Raw genomic sequence first — 22,174 nt, forward strand, 5'->3', positions numbered from 1 at the left:
CCGATCACTGGATATACTCAACTACGGGCTGAACGTTGTATCGGTAGGCTATTCCTGTGTTCTGATCGCACTGTGTGCGGTCCGCAGAGTGGGGTCGATCACGATGAAACCTGTACGCATTGCTTTGTTGGATGATCACGCGGTTGTTCGACATGGACTCGCCAATACGCTGGCGGCCGAAGCGAACTTTGAAGTGGTTGGCATTTATGCACGCAGCCGAGACCTTATCGCAGGCCTCGCCACGTCTCCTGCGGATTTACTCTTGCTGGACTTTTCACTGAGCCCTGACGAACTGGACGGGGTTTCCCTGATTCGCGCCTTGCGGGTCAAGTTTCCCCTCTGTCATATCCTCGTCTTGTCCACGCATCACGACCCAGCGACGGTTAGCTTGGTCATGCGCGTCGGCGCGCGTGGTTTTGTCGGCAAGGGCGAAGATATGGCGCAGTTGGTGAAGGCTATCCGCAAGGTAGCGGCGGGGGCGGTGTACCTGAGTACCGACATGACCTATCGCTTGGCGGAGACGGTCACTAATGATACTCGCCAAGCCGAGGGCGATGTGCCAGACGCGTTGGTCCAGGCAGAGTTGACCAGTCGAGAGCAGGAAGTCATTCGCTGTTACTTGGCGGGGATGACCGTGAGTGAAATTGCCGAGAAATTCAGTCGCAGTATCAAAACCATCAGCACCCAGAAAACCTCTGCGTTTCGCAAATTGGGTGTGACCTCGAACAACGAGCTCTTCAAGCTTAATAGAATCATCGGCACGCCATGAAAGCCTGGTTGTGGAGGGCTGCACTGCTTGTGTTGTTGATGCTGGGTTCGCCACTTATCTGGGCCGGCTCTGTTGAGCTGAGCGAAGAGCAGTTGCACTGGATAGCGCAGCACCCGGTGCTACGTGTCGGGGTGGTGGAGAGCCTGATTCCCTTCGAGTACATGAGCGACGGGGTACTGCGCGGGCGGTCAATGCAGTACTTGCAGTTCGTGACGGCCGCTACGGGCCTTCAGTTCACTTATGTGCCGGGAAAGCCCCTGGCCGCACGTGAGGACATGCTGCTGGAGGGCCAGGTGGATCTGCTGTCCTCTTACCTGCGCTTCAGGTCCGAGCCCGCGACCAAGGGGCTGGTAGCGATGGTTTATCACACCACCTCGCCCATCATTGTCACGCGTGTCGACAGTCCCGGTATTTTTGACCTTGAACAGCTGCAGGGCAAAATCGTGATGATTCCAGATGTGGAGCACTACGAGACGATTTTCCGGGGAAAGGCGACTGAGGTCCATCTGATCAGAAGCACGTCGGCCATGGAGATGCTGACCATGGTCAAGGAGGGCAGGGCCGATGCTGTGGTCGCCTCGGAAACCTTTCTGATGCCCTATCTGTATCGACGGTTCCAGGGCGTTCTGGAGACTTCTGGTGTGGTCGGGCACCAGGTACTGGAGGTGAGCATGGCGGTCCGTGAGGACCAGGTCATGCTGCGTTCCATATTTGAAAAAGTCCTCGGGTCCATCACGGCTGAACAACGCAATGCCATCTATGAGGGCTGGTATCACGATCTGGATGTAGATGCTCCGTCCCTGTTGAGTATCGTCAACCACTATATGCATGTCCTCACGATTGGTGCATTGACGTTGGCCGGCCTGTGCGGGCTGGTCTACCGCGGTCATCGGTTGCGGCGCCGCGCGCTACGCAATGAGCAGGAAAAGTCGATGTTCCTGGCGGTCATGAACCATGAAATACGCTCCCCCATGAATGCAGTACTGGCAGCGTTGGAGCTACTGGGACACACACGGTTAAACCAGCAACAACGTCATTTTGCTCATTTGGCAAACAGTGGCGCCAACGCGTTGGTGGGTTTACTGGACGATATTTTGGAAACGTCGAGGTCGACGGTGAAGCCAATACGACTGACTGTCGAATCGACTGATGTGACGGCGTTGGTGCAAGGCGTCGTCGGTCTGCACCGTCTGCGTGCCAGAGAAAAACATCTGGAGCTGAACCCGCACATACAGGCTCAGTTACCCTTGTTGTTGCTAGACAGCGCCCGCCTGACGCAGATTTTTCATAATCTGCTTTCCAATGCTATTAAGTTTACCGATGTTGGCGGTATCGATATTGACGTGCGGGTGGTGGGGCTTAGCGATCACGTCGGGCAATTGCAGATTGAAGTGCGTGACACCGGGATCGGAATTTCAGCGCAGGTGCAGGCGTCGCTGTTCCGGGCGTATGCCCAAGACAGCCAGTCATACAAACGCTCAGGGGGCACCGGATTAGGATTGGTGATTTGCCAGAAATTGGTCAGCTTGATGAGCGGAACGTTGACGCTCAGGAGCGAGCTGGGTGCAGGCACCACAATCACTATCTGTTTGCCCGTGGTGGCCGCACCGCAATTGGTTGAATTGCCACAAGTAGAAACCACGTCAGCGCAGCTGGTTTCCCGCCCATTGCAGATCCTGGTGGTGGAGGACACCTTGGCAAATCAGGAGGTGCTGCGGGCGCAAATCAGCAGCTTCGGCGGCTGGTCCGTGGTGGCCGCGAATGCCGACCAAGCCCGCGCCCTGTTCGCCCAGACCGTGTACGACTTGATCCTGATGGACTGTGATCTACCGGACGAGGATGGTTATAGCCTGGCCCGTGGGTTACGTGCCTTCGAGCAGCAGTTGGACCGCGCACGTTGCCCGATTATCGCCATCTCTGCCTTGACCGGTGAGCAGCACCTTCAGCGTTGCCTGGAAGCCGGCATGGACGCCGCATTGAGCAAACCTATTGGTCTGGGGCAATTGCGTGAGGCCATTGAGCGATGGTGCAACGTCACACTGGCAGATCCCACTGTGAGTTTGACCGCTCCTGTGCTCGACCAGGCCGGGATCAACCGGGAAATTGCAACTGACCTGGGTAGCTTGATCAAGGCGATAGCGCTGTGTGATCGCCCGTCCGCCCTGCACGTGACTCATCGTTTGCACGGTGCAGCGTTGATCATGGAGTGGTCGGCCATGGGGCAGGCGACGGAGCATCTGGAGAACCTGTTGCGCACGCAGACGGAGTGGAATAACCCTTTTTACACGCAAGCCCTGCGGGCACTGCTCCAGCAATGGCATGATTTGGACGGCGATACACCGCTCGATGCGCTACCGGTAATCCGGGCACATCGGATGCAACCATGATGCGGCTTCTTTTACTGGCACTGGTCCTGCTGGGCTACGTTGGTTTGGCTGGCGCACAGGCCAACCCGCCGACGTTGACGTTCACGCAACAGGAACTCGACTGGATTGCGGCTAACCCGATATTACGTGTGGGGGTATTTGAAAACCTGTTGCCCTTTGAGTACATCAGCGGTGGTGAACTGCGAGGGCTTTCGGCCAAGTACCTGGGATTGATCGCACGACGTACGGGGTTGCATTTCACGTCTGTGCCGACCACGACACGCAGTGCCCGCAAAGACATGCTGATCAGCGGTGAGGTCGATATCTTGCCTACCCGGCGTCGCTCCGATGACCCTGCCGAGGATCGTGGGGTCCTCTATACCCTGCCTTACAACACCAGTTCGACCATTCTCGTCAGCCGTTTTGACAATGAGCCTTTTTCCGATCTTGAGCAGCTCGCCGGCAAGCGGCTAGTGATGTTGGGCCGTGAAGGTTATTCGGAGTTTTTGAAGGAGAAGGCGCCTGGCGTCACGATTATTTCCGCCCAGAACGCAGTAGACATGATGGAAATGGTCAAGGACGGCAAAGCGGATGCAGCCATTGCTTCAGAATGGTTGCTGATTCCATACCTGTCTCGCCAGTACCAAGGCGTACTGCAGGTTTCCGGCGTGGTGCCCCAGCAGCATACCGGGGTGAGCATGGCGGTACGGGATGATGATGTGATCCTGCTGTCGATTCTGGAGAAGGTACTGACCTCCATCACGGGGGAAGAGCGCAAGGCGATCTACGACGCCTGGTTCGCCGACATGAACCTGGATATTCCGACCATCAGGGATATCACCGATCATTACGAAGGTGAGTTGTGGTTGCTGCTGTGCATTGTGTTGATACTCGTAGCACTGGTTTGGCAAAGTCGCATGCAGCGCCGACGTGCCATCCATAACGAGCAAGAGAAGGCAATGTTCCTGGCGGTGATGAGCCATGAAATTCGCTCGCCCATGAATGCGGTACTGGCCGCTGTCGAGTTGCTGGAGCACACGGCACTCGATGAACATCAACGCCACTTCGCGGACCTCGCCAATAATGGCGCCAACACCTTATTGCGCTTAGTGGACGATGTACTGGATATCTCCAAGATGGAGGCCGGGCAGTTAAAACTCAACGTGGAAAGCGTAAACCTCGGTGTGTTGGTCCAACGCGTCGTGGACAGCCAGCGTCCGTATGCCGAGGAAAAAGGTCTTGAACTGACAGTGACGAGTGAGCGACCTATCGCCCCTTTGTTACTCGATGAGCTGCGCATGGCCCAGATTTTGCGCAACCTGATCTTCAATGCCATCAAGGTCACTGACGTCGGCCGGGTAGAGGTTCAGCTTCAAGTGCTTGAGAGTGATCGGCAACTGATGATTCGGGTGGTCGACAGCAGCATCGGTTTGTCTGAGCAAGCGCAGGCTACATTTTTCCGACCCTATTTCCGTGACAAGCAGGCCTACAAGCGCAAGGGCGGCACCGGGTTGGGGCTGGTGGTTTGTCGGCGGTTGGTGAAATTGATGCAGGGCGAGCTGACGCTCAGCAGCACACTGGGAAAAGGGACCGAAATCGGGGTGATGTTGCCCATCGAATGGGCTGAGGCGCTCGATTCGCCGGTACTATCGACAGCGCCTGAATCTATGGGGTTGCGGGTCTTGGTAGTGGGAGGCACGAAAATCGATCAGCACTTAGTGGAAGTGCAACTGAGTGACTTGGGTTGTGAGCCGTTGTCAGCGGCGGATATTACCCAAGGCTTGAGCCTTTTCAGCGTACGTAAGGTCGACCTGGTGTTGATGGATTGTGATCTGCCAGAGGCCGAGGGGTATAACCTGGCCGGCGAGTTTCGTGAGATTGAGCGCCAACAGCGGCGGACATATTGCCCGATCATCGGGGTCTCGCGGTTTAACGGCAATGAACACCTCGAACGGTGCTTTGATGCCGGAATGGATGGGGCGCTGAGCAAGCCCATTCATCAGGATCCATTGCAACAAACCATTGAGCTGTGGTGCGAAGTTATCCTGGCTCAGCCCACGCAGTTACCCAACGCCCGAGGGCCTGAGGCGTTGCGCAAGAATCTGAGTAGTTTGCTTGAGGCGGTAGCCCTGCGTGATCGCAGCCTGGCGTTGCAGGCCGTGCGGTGCCTGCACGACGCTGCGTTAGTGGCGGGTTGGGCGGATATCGCTGCCACAGCCGAAATGCTCGAGCCTGAATTACAGGCTGAAGGGAACTGGGCCACTGTGGTTATTGCGGGCCATCTCAGTTGTTTGGTTGAACAGTGGGTGGGACTAAGTTCTTGAGTTTTGCTGCAAATTGCTCTCTGGGGGCACAAGTTTTTTAGGAGTGCTCCTATTGACGAAGTGTCGGCGTGATCAATAAAAACAATAACTGATACTTAGGCGTGGGGCGCGAATAGTTAATTGTTGGAGATCTACGCTGGCTAGTTGTTTTTTCGGAGCAGTCCTATTTGGATGGCTCAGTCGGCGCCTTAAACTTAACCCCGCAACAGCACAGGGGGTTGTCCTGCAAAAGGAAACTCCAATACTTACTTAGACCCTTGCTCTTTCGGAGTTACCTCATGGATTACAAAGCCCGCGCCCTCGCTTTACTGGTCGCAGCCACCGCCACCTCCGCCGCCATGGCGTCGGACGGCACCATCAATTTTAACGGCGAACTGAAAGCTGAAACCTGCCAGGTTGCGGTCAATGGTGCTGCCGGCTCCGCGGGCAGCACTGTTACGTTGCCGACGATCTCCACCGCTTCGCTTGCCTCACTCGGCCAAGTGGCAGGCCAGACCGGTTTCAGCATTCAACTGAGCAAGTGCTCTGCTGCACTGAAAACCGCTTCTGCGTTCTTTGAAGCCGGCGCTTCAGTTGACCCGGCCAGCGGCAATCTGAAGAACTTGAGCGGCACTGCCACCAAGGCTCAACTGCAACTAGTTGACGCCTCTAATGGTAATCCGATCAAAGCCGGCGATACCGGGCAAGTTGCTTCTACCAGCCGTATCAGCATCAATTCGACCACCCTGAGTGCAGACCTGCCGTACTCCGTTCAGTACTACGCACAGGCAGCAACTACGCCAGGTACTGTTATCAGTAACGTGACGTACTCTATCAACTATCAGTAAGCCGCGCGCAATGAGCACACGCCCTGATTGGTATGTAAAGGGCGTGTTTTCTGGCAGCGATGGGACAACGTCATGTATTACAAACTTCCATTCAAACAGTTACTGCTGGCAAGCCTCATGGTGCTGGCAAGTTTTCAGGTCAATGCAGGTGTGGTGATCACCGGCACTCGGGTGATCTACCCGGCAGGCCAGAAGGAAGTCACCGTAAAACTCAACAACAACGGCACGCAACCTGCGCTGATGCAGGCGTGGATCGACACCGGCAGTGTGACCTCCACCCCCACCAGTTCTAAGGCGCCGTTTCTGCTTTCGCCACCGGTGGCGCGTATCGACCCGGCCAAAGGCCAAAGCCTGCGTGTAATGTTCACGGGCGCTGCACTTGCCCCCGACAAAGAATCAATATTCTGGCTCAACGTGTTGGAGATTCCGCCAAAGCCCGAAGCCGGCGCAGACCTCAACACCCTGCAAATGGCATTCCGCTCGCGTATCAAGCTGTTCTACCGCCCCACCGGATTGCCTGGAACCGCCACTGAAGCGATTGAACAGGTGCAATGGCAAGTGGTGTCGATCCCTGATGGCGTGGGCCTGGCGTTGCAAGCGTTCAACCCGTCGGCGTTCTACGTGTCGATGGTCGAATTGGACCTGGTGCAAGGTGCTACGCGCGCTCGCAGTGAGGATGGGATGGTTGCCCCGGGCGAAACCCGGCAGTTCCCGCTGCCAACCCTCAAGACTCGACCTGCCGCCGATGCCCAAGTGGAGTTCAGTGCCATCAATGATTACGGCGCGCTGATCCCGACTCGGAAAGCACTCAAGCCCTGATCAATCCCTGACGTTTTTACCCGCGAGTCAATTATGCCAACCTCTTCCAGCTCCAGGCTTGCCCTGCGGGCGCAGCCTCGCTTTGCCTTGAATCCGCTTACGACCTTGATACTCAGGGTATTGGCCGTTACTCCTGGTGCATGGGGAGTGCAAGGGGTGTTGGCGCAAGAGGTGCAGTTCAACGACGCGTTTCTGCCTGAGGATTCACGCAATCTTGACCTCGGTAAATACCAGGCCGGTAACCCGGTGACGCCAGGACAGTACCGCGCCGACGTTTTGCTCAATGGCCAGTTGAACAGCCGCCAGGACATCCGCATTGAGGCCCAGCCCGACGGCAGCAAGCCGGTGGTGTGCATGGATCATGGGTTGCTTGAGCGCCAGGGCGTGGAAATGTCCAAGTTGCCACCCGAGGCCAGTCAGGCGCTCGGTAGTCAGGGCTGCGTGGCATTGGGCAGTTTGATCCAAGGCGCCAGCGCGAACTTTTCGCCCGAGAACCAGGCGCTCGACCTCAGCATTCCCCAAGCGGCCTTGAAGCGTAATTCCCGGGGCTATGTCAGCCCTGAACTGTGGGACCGCGGGGTTACTGCAGGCATGCTCAGTTACAACTTTAACGCTAATCGGAACCGCACCCGCTCCGGTAACTATGACTCGGCTTTCATGGGCCTCAACGCCGGCCTCAATCTGGGTGACTGGCGCCTGCGCCACAACGCGTCGATGAGCTGGCAGTCGCGCCAGGGCAACAAATACCAAGCCCTGGACACTTACGTACAGCGCGATATCACTGCGCTGAAAAGCCAGTTCACGGCGGGGGAGTCCAACACCAGCGGCGAGATCTTCGACACATTGTCCTTTCGCGGCGTGCAGTTGGCCAGCGACGACCGGATGCTGCCCGACTCCATGCGCGGTTATGCCCCGGTCATCCGTGGCATTGCGCGCACCAACGCGCGGGTCACCATTCGCCAGTCCGGCAACGTATTGCTGGAAACCACTGTAGCGCCCGGTGCCTTTGTGATCGACGACCTGTACTCCACCGGCTACGGCGGCGACCTCAATGTGAGCGTTGCCGAGGCAGACGGCACGGAACAGAACTTTATCGTGCCCTATGCCTCGGTCAGCCAGTTGCTGCGCCCAGGAACCGCGCGTTTCAGCCTTACCGCCGGTGAAACCCGCAACAACTATGTCGACCAACAGGTACGCCTGCTGCAAGGTACTTTGCAATACGGCCTGAACAACACGTTCACCGGGTTTGGTGGTGTGCAATCGAGCGACCACTACACGGCGTTACTCACGGGCGTGGCGTTCGGTACGCCCATCGGTGCCATGGCGGTCGACGTGACTCATGCTCAGACCGAGCTGGCTGGCGGTACCGCCAAAGGGCAGAGCATGCGCGTGTCCTACAGCAAGAACGTACTCAGCACCGGCAGTAACTTTTCGGTGGCGGCTTATCGGTTTTCTACCGGTGACTACCTGGATTTCAGCAATGCAGTGCAACTGCTGGATGCCGAGAAAAATGGCTGGGATACCCGCTTATTTGGGCGCCCGCGTAGCCGCCTGTCCATCACCGCCGACCAGACGCTCGGGCCTTGGGGCCAAGTGACTATCAGCGGCTATGCCCAGAACTACTGGAACCAGCCGGGCAGCGACGTGCAATACCAGTTCAGCTATAGCAAGCAATTCAACCGCGTGAGTTTCAGTGTGAATGCCAACCGCAGCCGTGTGGGCATGGGCGACATGGAGAACAGTTTTCTGCTGACCATGAGCATGCCCCTGGAATTCGGCGGCTCGGGTTATGGCCCGCAGATGACCGCCCAGGTTGGCCGTGACACCCGCGGCAACTACAGCGAGCAGGTCGGTATCAGTGGTACTGCCGGCGAAGACCGCCAGTATGGCTACGGCGCTACCTTCGGGCACGATGGCGGCAGTAGCAGCAAGAGCGCTGCGTTCAACGGGCAGTACACCGGCGCCCGGGCCATGCTCAATGCCGCATTGGGCTATGGCGATGGGTATACCAGCACGTCCCTGGGCGCCAGCGGCACGGTGGTGGCTCACTCCGAAGGTGTGACGTTGTCGCCTTATCGCGGCGAAACCATGGCAGTGATCAGTGCGCCCGGTGCGCAGGGTGCCAAGGTTTCGGGCTACCCAGGCCTCAGGCTCGACGGGAGCGGTAATGCCGTGGTGCCTTACTTGCGTCCGTACGAGTTGAATGAGGTGGCCATCGACCCGGCCGGCAGCTCCCTGGACGTCGAATTCAACGAAACCAGCCAGCAAGTAGCACCACGTGCCGGTGCCGTGGTGCACCTCAAATACACCACCAACCAAGGCCGTGCGGTGTTGCTCAATGTGCGTCTGGACGATGGCAGCAGCTTGCCGTTCGGTGCCGGCGTGACAGATGGCGAAGGCGCCACGGTGGGCGTGGTCGGGCAGGGTGGTCAGCTCTATGCGCGGATCAAGCCAGATACCCGCCAATTGCGGATCAACTGGGGCAGCAAGGCGCATCAGCAGTGTGCGTTGGTCATTCCGCCGGGCTCGGGTGAGGGGCAGCAGTTGGACGCCGTGTGTGCGGCAGGCAAACAGGTCGCGAACAGCGTGCGGCCCAACACTATGCAAAAGGTACCGTTATGAGCATCAGGGCTTTGATCAAATCGGGATTGGCCGTCATGGCGCTGTGGGCCGCTGCCAACACGGCCATGGCAGTCACCTGTACCTACATGAACGGTATTCAGCCGGCGGTGGGCGACATGCCGTTGCAGATATCCTCCATCAGCGTTGGGCGCGATGTGCCGGTGGGCACTGAGGTGTATCGACAGAAGTTCAGCATGGCGACGGGCCAGGCAGTGAAGCTAGAGTGCCTGTATGCCCCGTTTCAACAATGGACGGAGATGACTCTTGAGAACAATTCACTGGCCAGTTGGTCCAGCGGAACCTACGCCAACAAAGTCTACAGAACCAGGATTCCGGGGCTCGGGGTCGCCTTTAACAGCACGGGCGGCCCGCTACCAAGGCAAAGTAGCCCATCATGGACCACGTGTTCGGCGGGCTGGAGGTGCCTGGTTCCTTTTGATGGTCCATCCAATTATGAATTGATCCTCATCAAGATAGGCGATATCTCCCCGGGAGTGTTAATGGGCAGCACGTTGCCGACCGTGAGCCTGTTTGGCAATTTTGGCGATGCCAGAATGTTGGGGTTCAAGATGGGCATCTCCGGCAGTATCCAGATTGTCTCGCGCACCTGCAGTACGCCGGATGTGACAGTCCCTATGGGCACGCATCAGACCAAGACATTTACCGGAATAAACACGGCCAGCGGCTGGGTCGATTTTGCCATTCAATTGAATGACTGTCCGGCGTTTACGGGAACATTCAGCACCGCAGGGCCAGGTTGGATTTCCCAGAGCGGCAACGCGCCCACCGGCACGGGCACCAGTGGCACCCTGGTCAACAACACCCTGCAATATCGCATTGACCCGGCACGGGCGGCGATCAACGCCGGCACTGGCGTGCTGAGCCTCGACCCAACGGCCACCGGCAGCTCACCTGCCGCCACCGGCGTAGGGGTGCAGATCGCGACCACTAACGGCAGTGGGTTGCCTTTGTCTACCAATCAGAACAGTGGCCTGGTCCTGCGAACGACCGAGAGCAGCTATTCAATCCCGTTGCGTGCCCGCTATTTGCAAACGCAGGCCAAGGTCATGCCGGGGCCGGCCAATGCGTCGGCGACGTTTACGATTATCTATCAGTGATGGAAAACTTGAGAGTGATCGCGAGGATGCGAATAAGGCCGAATAAAGCGCTACGAATTCTGATCGCAGATGAACAACACTTTTACCGGTTGAGGATTGAACGGGACCTGAACCATTTGGGTTATTACCGTATTGCACCCTTGCATCAACTGGTGCAGGTATTTAGTGCGGTGGAGTACGACCGCGAGCCTCTGGACCTGTTGATTATCAACGCCTCATTGGTGAAGGGGGTGAAATTTGATCTGTTTTCTTTCTGCATGGACAACCCGCATATTCGTTATGCATTGATTTACGATGATCAGCAACGGGGCGTACCCTCGCTTCTGGTATGCCGTCAACACAAGGTGCTGATCAGTGCTTTGCCATTGCCGGACCTCGAAACCCTCACCCACCTGATGGCAAAGGTCGAGACCTGTCCTGTTGCGCAGGAGCGAAACGGAGAAGTCGGTGCCTAATGAAAACCGTTATTGGAAACAGGCTTCTGTCATCGGTTCTTGTATCCACCTTTCAAATACATCGATCGCCATCGGTTTAGCACACAAAAAGCCCTGACCAATCTGCACCCCCATCTCATACAAATGATCCTGCTGAGCCGCGGTTTCGATACCTTCCACCACCAGTTGCATGCCCAAATTGCCGGCCAGAACCAGTGTGTTGCGAATGACTGCACGGTAGTGGCCGGGGCCGTCGATAAATTGGGTGAACTCTTGCGCCAGTTTTATTTCACTAAACGGTACCTGGCATAGTCGTAAAAGTGACGAACAGCCCGTGCCGAAGTCATTAATCGATAGGCGTATGCCCAATAGGCGCAGGCGATTAAGCGTTTTCAACGCTGCTAGCGCAAGCACCGCTAGGACCGTCCTCGGTGATTTCGATGGTTAGTGATGAAAGTGGCAGAGGGTGCTGGCGCAACCGAGTCTCCAAGCGCTCGACAAGTGTTTCGCTCATCAATGCCCAAGGGACGGACAGGTTGAATGCCATGCCTATGAGTTGGCCCTGCTCATTGTTCCCCCACAAAGGCTAGGAAGGTGACGAATGTTGGTGGACGTCTTGAGACGATGATAGGCTTATAAGTGCCGTATTATAAAGGCTTGTAGGATTTATTGAGTTTCTGGTGGATTATGATTTGGCGGACTCCTTCACCGCCACATTTAGTAAACACAAACCCCTGATTTTCCTAGCGAAAGTCAGGGGTTTGTGGTTTTTTACGTCTGAAAAAAGGCCATATAGGTCCAATATGGGACGGACGGTGTTTTATAGCGTCTACTCTCAGACACAACGGCTCAGTGGGTTCAGAATTGCCTGGCGGGCGTCCAAGCATGCGGCAGCGGCTGCTTTCGGCCAGGATGCGATACCAAGGGTGAAATCGTTTGTCATTCTCCCGCACACCCGGATTTTTTAATAATGACCACTCGACCGAAGCCTAAGCTCAACCTTCGCACGCTGATTCTTATCTTTGTACTGCTCTCTGCCTTCGCAACCCTGGTCAATAGTTTCTGGGTGACGTTCAAGATTCAGAAGCAGGAGTTAATTGAGAATGCCCTGGAGGTGAACAAGGCCTACGCTTCTCGGATCGCGCTGAGTGTGGAGCAGGTGCTTAACTCTGACCTGGACAAGTTAAAGTATGGCTCCGTGGTCATTGGTAAGGCGTTTGACGATAAGCGCTATTTGGCAGAGGAGGCCGATCGACTGTTTGGCCAGGACGCCAGCTTCAACTCCGTGCTGATCGCCGACGCGGGCGGATCAATCATTGCCTCAGCCCCGGAAAGCCTTCATCTCGATGGGCGCACGCTGCAACACAAGGAGCCGCTCAGCCTTCGTGTGCCAAGAATCAGCAATGCGTTCAGGTCCCTCTCCGGCAATCTGGTGGTGTTCATTACCCAGCCCGTATTTGACGCGAAAGGCGAATACCTGGGCCTGATAGGCGGCAGTGTCCGGCTTGAGCAGAGAAATACACTGCAGGCGCTGATGGATACCAATGTGCGCAAGGATGGGGCGCATGTCTATCTCATCGACAGCGCCCGTCGGGTGCTCTATCACACCGACCCCGAGCAGATCGGCAGCGTCACGGGTAAGGGCTTGATCGCTGATGCTGCGCTCAGTCAGGACGCCGGTACTTTGCAGGCGACGGATGCCAATGACGTGGAAATGCTCGCGGGCTTCGCCAGGGTGCCCAGCAGCGGTTGGGGGGTGATTTCGCAACAGCCACTGGAAAATATCCACGCGGTTTTGCGGCACACCATGGCCAAGGTCATGCAGGGTATAGCGCCACTGGCTCTGTTCGGAATCATCTTGATCTGGTGGTTGGGGGCAAGGATCTCGGCGCCGCTGTCCAGGCTTGCCGAGTGCGCCAAACGACTGGACACACCCGACAGCTACGAACGTATCAGGGCGGTCCCGGCGCGTTATTTCGAAAGCTGGCAGATTCGCAGAGCATTGTTGCTCGGTGCCACCCTGCTGCAAGAGAAAATCGGCAAGCTCAATCACCAAGCGCAAACCGATGCGCTGACAGGCCTGGCCAATCGTCGAGCGATGCAGGACATCCTGGCGCGCTGGCAGGAGGCCGAAAAACCGTTCGCCGTCGTTTCCATGGACATCGATCACTTCAAACGTGTGAACGACACCTTCGGCCACGCTGCAGGCGATGAAACACTGAGGGCTATCGCGCAGCTCATGCAACAGAACTCGCGATCCAATGACTTGCCCTGCAGGGTCGGTGGAGAGGAATTCGTGTTGTTATTGCCCAATAGTTCGCTTCAGGCTGCAATCGATGTCGCCGAGCGACTGCGTGCCTCAATCGACGCGGCGGCCATCGACACCGTCGGGCACGTGACGGTTTCGCTGGGCGTCGCGCTATGGCACCCCGGCGCCGATTCGATAGCGGTTGTGCTTGAGAGGGCTGACCAGCTGTTGTACCAGGCCAAGCAAAACGGGCGCAATTGCGTGGTGGCTGAGCAGCCTTGACGGGCTAGGCTGTCAGCATGAGCGCCCGCCCTCAATGCCTGTGCCCGTGTTCCGCCGCGTTGTGCGCATGCCACTCCGTCAGGTGCAGCCACACACTCACGGCCAACAGCGCCGACGCAATCCAGAAAGCCACAGACAGTCACCGACTCGCCCATCACCAGCAAGGCAACTGCGGCACCGAGAAACGGCGCGGTCGAGAAGTAGGCTTCGGTGCGCGCACTGCCCAGACCGAGAAATGCGCAGAAAAGGGGGCGGACATATTTGCTTTCCCTCACCGCCAACTACGAGAAAAATAAAACCTCTGATTTCGTGAGAAACCAGAGGTTTTGTTATTTCTTGAATTTGAAAGCGTGCCGTTCTTGTATCACGAGCACGGCGTATCCATCCGCCGGCCTATGACGTCCAGCAAGTCGCACCCGTCGCGCAGCGGAATTGAGCAGAGCAGCGCGAAATCGCTGAGCACAACTGCATCGCTACTTATCTCGCTACGTAGTGCGAGGTTCTCAATAACTTGGGTAACGGCACGAAGACGATAGGTCGCAGCGTCGAGGAATATTTCCAGCGGCACGGTGGTATCGACAAAAACGGCGGTCGCCTGAAATTACGTCGTTATACATTCCGTCTTGTCATCGAGTCGCTAAAACCCGGCCGCTCACACAGCGATTGAGCAACTATAAGGTTGATTTTTGAAAAGCGGGGGCGCGCAGCTTCTGAATAACCCGTAGGACCTTGCTCGAATTAATTAATGTCTCCCTGCTCTACTCTATCCTCATGTACGGTGTGTACAATGCCCATCCTTCTGGACCCACCCAGAGTTTTGCTCACCATCTACTTGAATAAAGATCTCTATCGCTCCGTTCATAGATTTCCCTCGACATTCGATTTCGAAAAAATGAGCTATCACGACCAGAAAAATTCAAGTGACTCATTCCTAAAGATCATTCAGGAACTCCATCTTTCTTTAGGGAGATGAACACTGGCCAAGTTGATTTGTTAGTTATCTTCCAGATCCAAGTGTAGCTATCGACACGCCCCATAATTTCCGAGTCGACAATAACCTGTCGGCGAGCATGGGAATCCATAGCCATTACATCCACGTCATAGCGCGGGAGCTTGGTCTTCAAATTGTATGGTCCTGCAGGACGCCGGAACGTTGCACCTGGTGGAATTTCAATTTTTTGATTCTCTGACATACGGGTACCCTCTCATCCTTGTGAACAAAAAACTTGTCATTTTTCCCTGGCTCCAATACCACGGCAGAGTCGTGCCACTTTAACTAACAGATAGAATCACTGATATCACTATGCCAGTGCAAGCTCGGAATCACCGTGGATAAGCCTATATTCATCAAAACCTCTAAGCATGCTCTGATCAACTTACTGCGCAGCGGCGGCAAGTCGTAATTTACTCGGCACTCAGCGCTATTTACTTAAAATGTCCTGATGCAGCGTGCGTCGCGGCGCTTTTCGCCCCGTTCTATATGTTAAGCGCGCAACTCACCCATACCCATCAGCTGTCTTCGAGCCATCCAAAGGTTCGACAAGGCGCAGAGCGTGGTCAACTGAGCCGTATTTTTCGTCAGCCCGCGAAAGCGTACTTTCACATATCCAAACTGGCGCTTGATCATCCGGAACGCATGCTCGACCTTGGCGCACGTCTGGGTTTATAGGTACTCGATTTTACGCTTGGCCTTGTAGATAAGGCCGCGCGTATTCAACTTGGAATAGGCGCTGCGCCGGGCAGCGATTTGCCAGATCAGTTCACGTTTTTCGTGCTCTTCACGCTTCTCGACACCGGTGGACCCAGCGTCCGCATACACCGCGTTATTTAACCAGGGTTGATATTCAGTCCGCCCTACGGTTGTAGGGGATGACTAAATGTTTGGAGCCTGGGATAGTAAAGATGCAATTAGGTGTGGGCACGCTAATCTTGTTCTCTTCATGGTGCTGATTTTAACAGCTAATTCAACACGGTTCGTTGTGTTGGTCTTTTTGAGCATTGATGAAATGTGGTCCCTGACGGTGTGGTCGCTGATTCCTAGTTCTCGCCCAATTTCCTTGTTGGTTAAACCTAGCACTAAAAAGCTCAGTACAGCGGACTCTCGATTGGTAATGTTCAACACGCGGCTCCCTGCGCTCGCTCTTTGGGGGTACTAAAGACTTCAATAACTGTATGGCTAACGAATGAGGCGGCCGGAAATTTACCCTGGAAAACTGATTTCTTATCAGGCGTGAACCTAATCACTGTTCTGTAGCGCCGATTGTCAGGCTGAGAGTAAGCGTATTGATCCGGGTTGAACCCTGGAAAAAGACTGATTAAAGGATGAATTGTGTCATCGGAAACACCGTTGTTCCGGCTTGAAGCACTGACCTCCAGGCAAGTGAATTGGCTAGGGGGAATTGTGCTTGTCAGGCCCGTTTCGTTCGCCGTGCTGACGCTGATTGCCGGGCTCTGTGCAGCCATGGTGGTGAGTTTTTTTCTTTGGGGCAGTTACACAAAGCGCATGACCGTCCCAGGTCAGTTGGTGCCTTTCTCCGGGCAACTGAAAATACACGCACCTCAGTACGGCTTGGTCCTGGAGCGCTTCGTCGATGAGGGCCAGCCGGTCCAGCGAGGAGCGCCACTGTTCCGAATTTCCAGTGAGCGTTATGCCGGTGATTCGCGGCCAGTTCAAGCAGATGTAAGCGATCAGCTTGCCATTCGACAGCGCTCCTTGAACGACGAGTTAGCGAAAAAAAAGCAGCTTCAAACTGAAGAACGACAAAGCCTGCAAAGCAAGCTGGAAAGTTTACGACGACAGTTGCGCACGCTGGCGCAACAGACAGCCAGTCAAGAGAAGCTTGTAAAGCTGGCGACCAATGCTGCTGATCGATATCAGGGATTGATGGATAAGGGCTACATCTCAATGGATCAGCTTCAACAGCGTCAGTCCGAACTCCTGGGCCAGCATCAGACTCTCCAGGGGCTGGCTCGCGAAACGACGGTGCTCAACCAGCAGTTGGTGGAGACTCAGCATGAGTTTGCAGGTCTTTCTTCGCTGCATGAAAACCAACTCGCAGGCATTCAGCGCTCACTGTCGGGCATCCAGCAAGAATTCATCGAAAGTGAAGCCAAGCGTGCCTTGACCATTACGGCTCCCCAGGACGGCGTGGCCACCGCGATTCTCGTTGAGCCGGGCCAGACGGTTGATAGCTCGCGCGTCTTGATGAGCATCGTGCCCGCCAATTCTCACCTGCAAGCTGAGTTGTACGCGCCGAGCAAAGCCATCGGTTTCATTCATGCCGGCGATCCGGTGAGGGTGCGTTATCAGGCGTATCCGTACCAAAAGTTCGGTCAGCACAGAGGCAGCGTCACCTCTATTTCCAAGGCGACATTGTCGGCCACGGAGTTGGCAACGATGACCGGCAGCGTCCCGGAACTCGGCCTGGAGGGTGAGCAAATCTACCGCATTCGCGTTGATATCGAAGCGCAATCCGTATTGGCGTATGGCAAGTCACGACCGCTGCAAACTGGGATGCTGGTTGAGGCCGACATCCTGCAGGAGACCCGTCGTCTTTATGAGTGGGTGCTCGAGCCGCTCTACAGCCTGACCGGCAAGCTCTAGGAGATACCGCATGAACTACCTCGATGCCATCTCCCTGCGAATTGGTCGCCGCCTGCCCTTGATCCTGCAAACCGAAGCGACGGAGTGTGGCCTTGCCTGCCTGGCGATGATCATGGGGTTCCATGGTCATCATGCAACACTGATGGACCTGCGCCGCCAGTTCAGTGTGTCGCTCAAGGGCAGCACACTCAAGCAACTGATCCAGACTGCCGACCAACTGAATCTTGGTACTCGAGCTGTCAGGCTGGAACTTGAAGATCTGGGCAAACTCAAGTTGCCTTGCGTTTTGCATTGGAACTTCAATCACTTCGTTGTGCTCAAGGCGGTGGAGAATCAACGAATTATTGTGCATGACCCAGCAAGTGGGATGCGGCATCTGAGTTTGGCTGAGGCCAGCAAATCTTTTACCGGCGTAGCGCTCGAAGTCTGGCCGGAAGGAGGCTTTGAAAAGCAGGAGCCCAAGCCTCAGGTCAAACTGATGAGCATGTTGGGAAAAGTGAGTGGTCTGTATCGCTCCCTTGGGCAGGTGCTTGCCTTGGCACTGGCACTGGAAGTGTTCTCACTGGTCAGTCCTTTCCTGCTGCAATGGACGCTCGACAACGTGCTGGTCACCCAGGATCGTGACCTGCTGACAACGTTGATCATTGGCTTTGGCTTGTTGCTGCTGATGCAGCAAATGGTGAGTGCCATTCGGGCCTGGGTCATGATGCATTTGAGTACGCTATTGAGTGTGCAATGGCGCGCCAATGTCTTCAGTCATCTGTTGCGCCTGCCTATCCACTATTTTGAAAAGCGGCATCTAGGGGATGTCGTTTCACGTTTCGGTGCTGTCGATGTCATACAGGGTACCCTGACGGCTGCATTCTTTTCTGCCGTTCTGGATGGTCTGATGACCATCGCTACTTTCATTCTTATGTTTATCTACAGCCCGTTGCTGGCAGCCATCGCTGCAACGGCGATGCTCCTGTACGCCTTGGTTCGCTGGGCGTGGTATTACCCGTTGCGTCGGGCCAGTGAAGAACAGATTGTTCACGCCGCTCGCCAGGAAAGTCACTTTCTGGAAACGGTGCGTGGTATGCGGCCGATCAAGCTGTTCCAGCGTCAGAACGAAAGGCGTCTTGCCTGGCTTGGTTTGCTGGTAGAGCAGATCAATGCAGGGTTGAGAGCGCAGAAGTTGCAGCTGATCTACACGCAGTTGAACGGTTTGATATTTGGGGTGGAAAACCTGGTTGCCATCGGGCTGGGGGCATCGATGGTGATGAACAACCAGTTCACTGTCGGCGTATTGATCGCTTTCATGGCATACAAAAATCAGTTCGTCAGCCGCGTCGCGAACTTGATCGATCATCTCTTTGAGCTCTACATGTTGCGTCTGCAAGGCGAGCGGTTGGCCGACATTGTCATGCACCCACCGGAAGAGAGCCGCGGCATATTGCCGAGTGCGACGTGGCCGGCATGCCCGCTGGATATTGAACTCAAAGGCGTGAAGTACCGATATTCCGACCAAGAGCCGTTCGTGCTCAATGGTGTTGATCTGTATATCGCACAAGGCGAGTCAGTGGCTGTCACCGGGGCCTCGGGCAGCGGGAAGAGCACACTCGTCAGCTTGCTGCTGGGTATCTTCCAGCCCACCGAAGGCCGGATATTCATGGCTGGAAGTGATTTACAACAACTGGGAACCGAAACGTTCCGGGGCAAGATCGGGACTGTCATGCAGGACGACTGCCTGTTCGCCGGTTCACTCTCAGACAATATCGTGTTCTTTGAGTCAGACCCAGATCTGGACTGGGCTATGGAGTGCGCGCGCATGGCGTCCATACATACCGACATCCTGGCTATGCCGATGGGTTACAACACCTTGGTGGGCGATATGGGGACAGTTTTGTCGGGCGGTCAGAAACAGCGTGTGCTGTTAGCCAGGGCTCTCTACAAGAAACCCGACGTACTGATCCTTGATGAGGCCACCAGCCATCTGGATATGGCGTGCGAGCAACAAGTCAATGAGGCTGTACGAGCGCTGAAGGTGACGCGGATTCTTATCGCTCATCGCGCTGAGACGATTGCATCGGCAGATCGAGTGGTGGTGCTGGAGCATGGCCGGATTGCACCGGCTCCTTTTGCTGAGACCCATTGTATTCATGCCATTGGCACGGTCACTTAGTGATGAGGGTTTCACGCTCCGTCACAGTAGTGGCTTGTCTTTGTGCTTTCTCTCAGTTGGGTCTGGCGGCAGGTCTGGATGTGTTCGCGACTAAGCGTGCAGTTGCGCAAACTGCTACTCAACCCATCGACAGTGTTCCCGGTGCGTGTGAGAGCAGCCCGGTGCCTACGCGTTTAACATTGGAGGACATGATAGAGCGCGTGCTCTGTCACGATCCCCAGGCGAGGCTGAACTGGGCAAATGCTAAGGCTCAGGCCGCGAATGTCGGGGTGCAGCAGTCGGCGTATCTTCCCAGACTCAACGCAAGTTCGGGTATCACAACGGGTCGCAACGACACGAATTATGATCAGCGTGAGGAATACTCCAACCGCGGCAATAAAAGCCAATTGGATCACCGATTGGCCTTGACCTGGGTGTTGTTTGATTTTGGTCGGCGCGACGCAGCGTTGCGTAATGCTCGCCAATTGTTGGTTGCGGCGAACGCCAATCAAGATGAGCAATTGCAGCAAACATTCATACTGGCTGCGCAGTTGTATTACGACACGTTGGCAGCACAAAACAGTCAGATTGCTGCCGCTCAGGTGGCGGCCCTGGCAGCCGAAAACCTTAAGGCTGCCAGTGCCAAGCATGACGCAGGTGCTGCTGCACTTTCGGACCGACTCCAAGCCCAAGCTGCGTATTCCCAAGCGGCACTCAATGAAGTCCGCAGCAATGGGGCGTTAGTCAGTGCCAAGGGGATTATTGCCCTGCGCATGGGATTGGCGCCGCAAACACCGCTGGAGTTAGCAGGAAGCCTGACTCGTCGCCCGGATACGCGATTTGTCAAAGGTATTGACGAGCTGCTTGAGCAAGCTAAGCAGGATCATCCCTCGCTCGTTGCTGCCAAGGCTCGGCTGAATGCGGCAAAAGCAGCTATCGACGAGAGTAAGGCGGAAGGCCGTCCTACCTTGTCATTTGTTGCCAACGCCTCCGATGTGCAGCTTAACCAATCAATGGCGCTCAACGGCGATAGCCGAACACGTGACAACAGCATTGGGCTGCAACTGAACATCCCTTTATTTGAAGGATTCGAGCGCACTTACCAACTACGAAGCGCTCAAGCGCGACTGGAAGCGAGGGAGGCAGAGGTGATCGATGTTGAACAGCGTATCTCGATAGACCTTTGGGGTAACTATCAAACGTTGATCACTGAAACGGGATCCTTGGAAAGAACGGCCGAGTGGGTGGAGCAATCCAACCAGGCACTGGAAGTAGTGCAAGGCCGCTACCGAGCCGGTGTTGGCAGCATGATCGAATTACTTAATGCATTGACTGCATATGCAACCGCAGAGCAGCAGCACATCAATGCCCTAAACAGCTGGCAAATGGCACGCTTGAAATTAGCGGCTAGTCTAGGGCGCCTGGGATTCTGGGCGTTATAGTCTCCTGTGATAGTAGTAAACCAAAAGTTGAAATTAAAAATATAAATATTTAAAAAACCGAGAAGCCATGATGGGTGCTGATACAGATAATACGGATGCAGCGAGTTTTAATAAAAGTGGTTTTTCGCGCAATACTTTTCTATTGCTTTCGTTGTATTGGAGGTCAGAGGAAAAACTATTTGCATGGTGCGCTTTAATCGCCCTGACAACCCTCTCACTACTGGGGGTTGCGACGGCGCTGGCGCTTAATGAGTGGTACAAGCATTTCTATAATGCCATTCAAGAACTAAACGCTCACAGATTCTATACATTGACATTGGTTTTCCTCGGGGTTGTATGTTTCTCAGTAGCGCGGTCAGTGCTCACCACTTACTTGGTAGATATATTTGCGCTCAGGTGGCGCCGGTGGCTGACTAATCATTATCTTTCGGCATGGATGATCCAATCCCCACAGCCGGATCAAATTGAACATCGCGTCGATAATCCAGACCAGCGCATTGCTGAAGACATTAATAAGTTCACGTTTTCTACAGTCTATCTTGCCTGCGGACTGATCTACACACTGGCGAGCGTGGTTTCATTTAGCATGGTTTTAATCACGATTTCGGGGAGCGCAGCGTTATGGGGTGTAACTGTTCCTGCCTATATGTTTTGGGCGTCGATTATATATGCGCTGCTAGGAATGTATGTAAGTCAAAAAATTGGATTTAAGCTGGTCTATTTGAACAATAAGCAGCAAAAATCAGAAGCAGACCTTCGTTATTTTTTGGTGCGTTTTCGTGATCGAAACAAGATAGAGCACATCGCATCGACGCGAAGCTTTGAAAAAAATCATATCAGTGAAAAACTCGACATTAGCTTAACCAACATGCGCCATACAATTCGGGTAAAAGTGCGTCTTTCTTTATTCACGGAAAGTTACAGCCAGCTTTCCCTGCTATTTAGTAGCTTACTGGCAGTCCCGCGATTCTTTTCTGGCTCCATTAAGTTTGGTGATGTCATGCAGATAAACTCAGCATTTGGAAATCTATGCGAAAACCTAAGTTGGTTTATTAATGCGTACCACAATATAGCGGAATGGAAAGCGACAACTGATCGATTGATTTCTTTTAATGAAGCCCTGGCGCAGATACAGATCCACCAAGGAGCTATCAATCTATCAAAAATCTATAGCTGAGG

15 protein-coding genes and 3 pseudogenes are annotated in these 22,174 nt (G+C 55.0%); 13 read left to right on the forward strand and 5 right to left on the reverse strand.

From position 1 onward, the window contains the following. Positions 1-103 precede the first annotated feature (103 nt). From ACLBW8_RS00740 to ACLBW8_RS00775, 8 genes are all read left to right on the forward strand, one after another. A complete protein-coding gene (locus tag ACLBW8_RS00740) occupies positions 104-769 on the forward strand; it encodes a response regulator transcription factor (protein ID WP_064454998.1) in 666 nt (221 codons plus the stop codon). Then, positions 766-3,156 (forward strand): ATP-binding protein, encoded by a 2,391-nt coding sequence (locus ACLBW8_RS00745; protein WP_447804318.1) that lies wholly within the window; start codon positions 766-768, stop codon positions 3,154-3,156. Before ACLBW8_RS00740 ends, ACLBW8_RS00745 begins: the two co-directional genes overlap by 4 nt. 74 nt (positions 3,157-3,230) lie before the next feature. Then, positions 3,231-5,459 (forward strand): ATP-binding protein, encoded by a 2,229-nt coding sequence (locus ACLBW8_RS00750; protein ID WP_447804319.1) that lies wholly within the window; start codon positions 3,231-3,233, stop codon positions 5,457-5,459. Positions 5,460-5,737: 278 nt separating this feature from the next. Then, positions 5,738-6,286: a fimbrial protein gene (locus ACLBW8_RS00755; protein ID WP_447804320.1), complete on the forward strand. Its 549-nt coding sequence runs from the start codon at positions 5,738-5,740 to the stop codon at positions 6,284-6,286. A gap of 72 nt (positions 6,287-6,358) precedes the next feature. Continuing rightward, positions 6,359-7,105 carry a fimbrial biogenesis chaperone gene (locus tag ACLBW8_RS00760; RefSeq protein WP_064453667.1) on the forward strand — a complete coding sequence of 249 codons (747 nt, stop codon included), beginning with the start codon at positions 6,359-6,361 and terminating at the stop codon, positions 7,103-7,105. A gap of 156 nt (positions 7,106-7,261) precedes the next feature. Continuing rightward, positions 7,262-9,727 carry a fimbria/pilus outer membrane usher protein gene (locus tag ACLBW8_RS00765; protein ID WP_447804321.1) on the forward strand — a complete coding sequence of 822 codons (2,466 nt, stop codon included), beginning with the start codon at positions 7,262-7,264 and terminating at the stop codon, positions 9,725-9,727. Further along, positions 9,724-10,845 (forward strand): fimbrial protein, encoded by a 1,122-nt coding sequence (locus ACLBW8_RS00770; RefSeq protein ID WP_447804322.1) that lies wholly within the window; start codon positions 9,724-9,726, stop codon positions 10,843-10,845. Before ACLBW8_RS00765 ends, ACLBW8_RS00770 begins: the two co-directional genes overlap by 4 nt. Positions 10,846-10,859: 14 nt before the next feature. Then, positions 10,860-11,300: a response regulator gene (locus ACLBW8_RS00775; RefSeq protein WP_420492086.1), complete on the forward strand. Its 441-nt coding sequence runs from the start codon at positions 10,860-10,862 to the stop codon at positions 11,298-11,300. A 9-nt stretch (positions 11,301-11,309) separates the two neighbouring features. Here ACLBW8_RS00775 and ACLBW8_RS00780 read toward each other — a convergent pair whose 3' ends face one another. Beyond that, on the reverse strand, positions 11,310-11,693 hold the full coding sequence (locus ACLBW8_RS00780) for an EAL domain-containing protein (protein WP_208604443.1): 384 nt from the start codon (positions 11,691-11,693) through the stop codon (positions 11,310-11,312). A 556-nt stretch (positions 11,694-12,249) separates the two neighbouring features. Between ACLBW8_RS00780 and ACLBW8_RS00785 the strand changes: the two genes are divergently transcribed. Next, positions 12,250-13,809: a diguanylate cyclase gene (locus tag ACLBW8_RS00785; protein ID WP_447804323.1), complete on the forward strand. Its 1,560-nt coding sequence runs from the start codon at positions 12,250-12,252 to the stop codon at positions 13,807-13,809. 34 nt (positions 13,810-13,843) lie between these two features. On the opposite strand, the pseudogene ACLBW8_RS00790 reads toward ACLBW8_RS00785, so the two are convergent. From ACLBW8_RS00790 to ACLBW8_RS00805, 4 genes and pseudogenes are all read right to left on the reverse strand, one after another. Next, positions 13,844-14,048, reverse strand: a pseudogene (locus tag ACLBW8_RS00790) (EamA/RhaT family transporter); the annotation flags it as partial. Positions 14,049-14,173: 125 nt separating this feature from the next. After that, positions 14,174-14,398 (reverse strand): annotated as a pseudogene (locus ACLBW8_RS00795) (short-chain dehydrogenase); the annotation flags it as partial. Positions 14,399-15,292: 894 nt separating this feature from the next. Then, positions 15,293-15,634, reverse strand: a pseudogene (locus ACLBW8_RS00800) (transposase); the annotation flags it as partial. Between the two features lie 48 nt (positions 15,635-15,682). Continuing rightward, entirely contained in the window at positions 15,683-15,931 is a 249-nt protein-coding gene (locus ACLBW8_RS00805; protein ID WP_447804324.1) for a response regulator transcription factor, read from the reverse strand. 225 nt (positions 15,932-16,156) lie between these two features. Here ACLBW8_RS00805 and ACLBW8_RS00810 point away from each other — a divergent pair, with 225 nt between their 5' ends. From ACLBW8_RS00810 to ACLBW8_RS00825, 4 genes are all read left to right on the forward strand, one after another. Continuing rightward, positions 16,157-17,413: an HlyD family secretion protein gene (locus ACLBW8_RS00810; protein WP_447805001.1), complete on the forward strand. Its 1,257-nt coding sequence runs from the start codon at positions 16,157-16,159 to the stop codon at positions 17,411-17,413. 10 nt (positions 17,414-17,423) lie between these two features. Next, positions 17,424-19,574 carry a peptidase domain-containing ABC transporter gene (locus ACLBW8_RS00815; protein WP_447804325.1) on the forward strand — a complete coding sequence of 717 codons (2,151 nt, stop codon included), beginning with the start codon at positions 17,424-17,426 and terminating at the stop codon, positions 19,572-19,574. 2 nt (positions 19,575-19,576) lie between these two features. Beyond that, positions 19,577-20,995 carry a TolC family protein gene (locus tag ACLBW8_RS00820; protein WP_447804326.1) on the forward strand — a complete coding sequence of 473 codons (1,419 nt, stop codon included), beginning with the start codon at positions 19,577-19,579 and terminating at the stop codon, positions 20,993-20,995. Between the two features lie 67 nt (positions 20,996-21,062). After that, entirely contained in the window at positions 21,063-22,172 is a 1,110-nt protein-coding gene (locus tag ACLBW8_RS00825) for an SbmA/BacA-like family transporter (RefSeq protein WP_447804327.1), read from the forward strand. Positions 22,173-22,174 lie beyond the last annotated feature (2 nt).

Source organism: Pseudomonas sp. M5A4_2d (genome assembly GCF_053345295.1).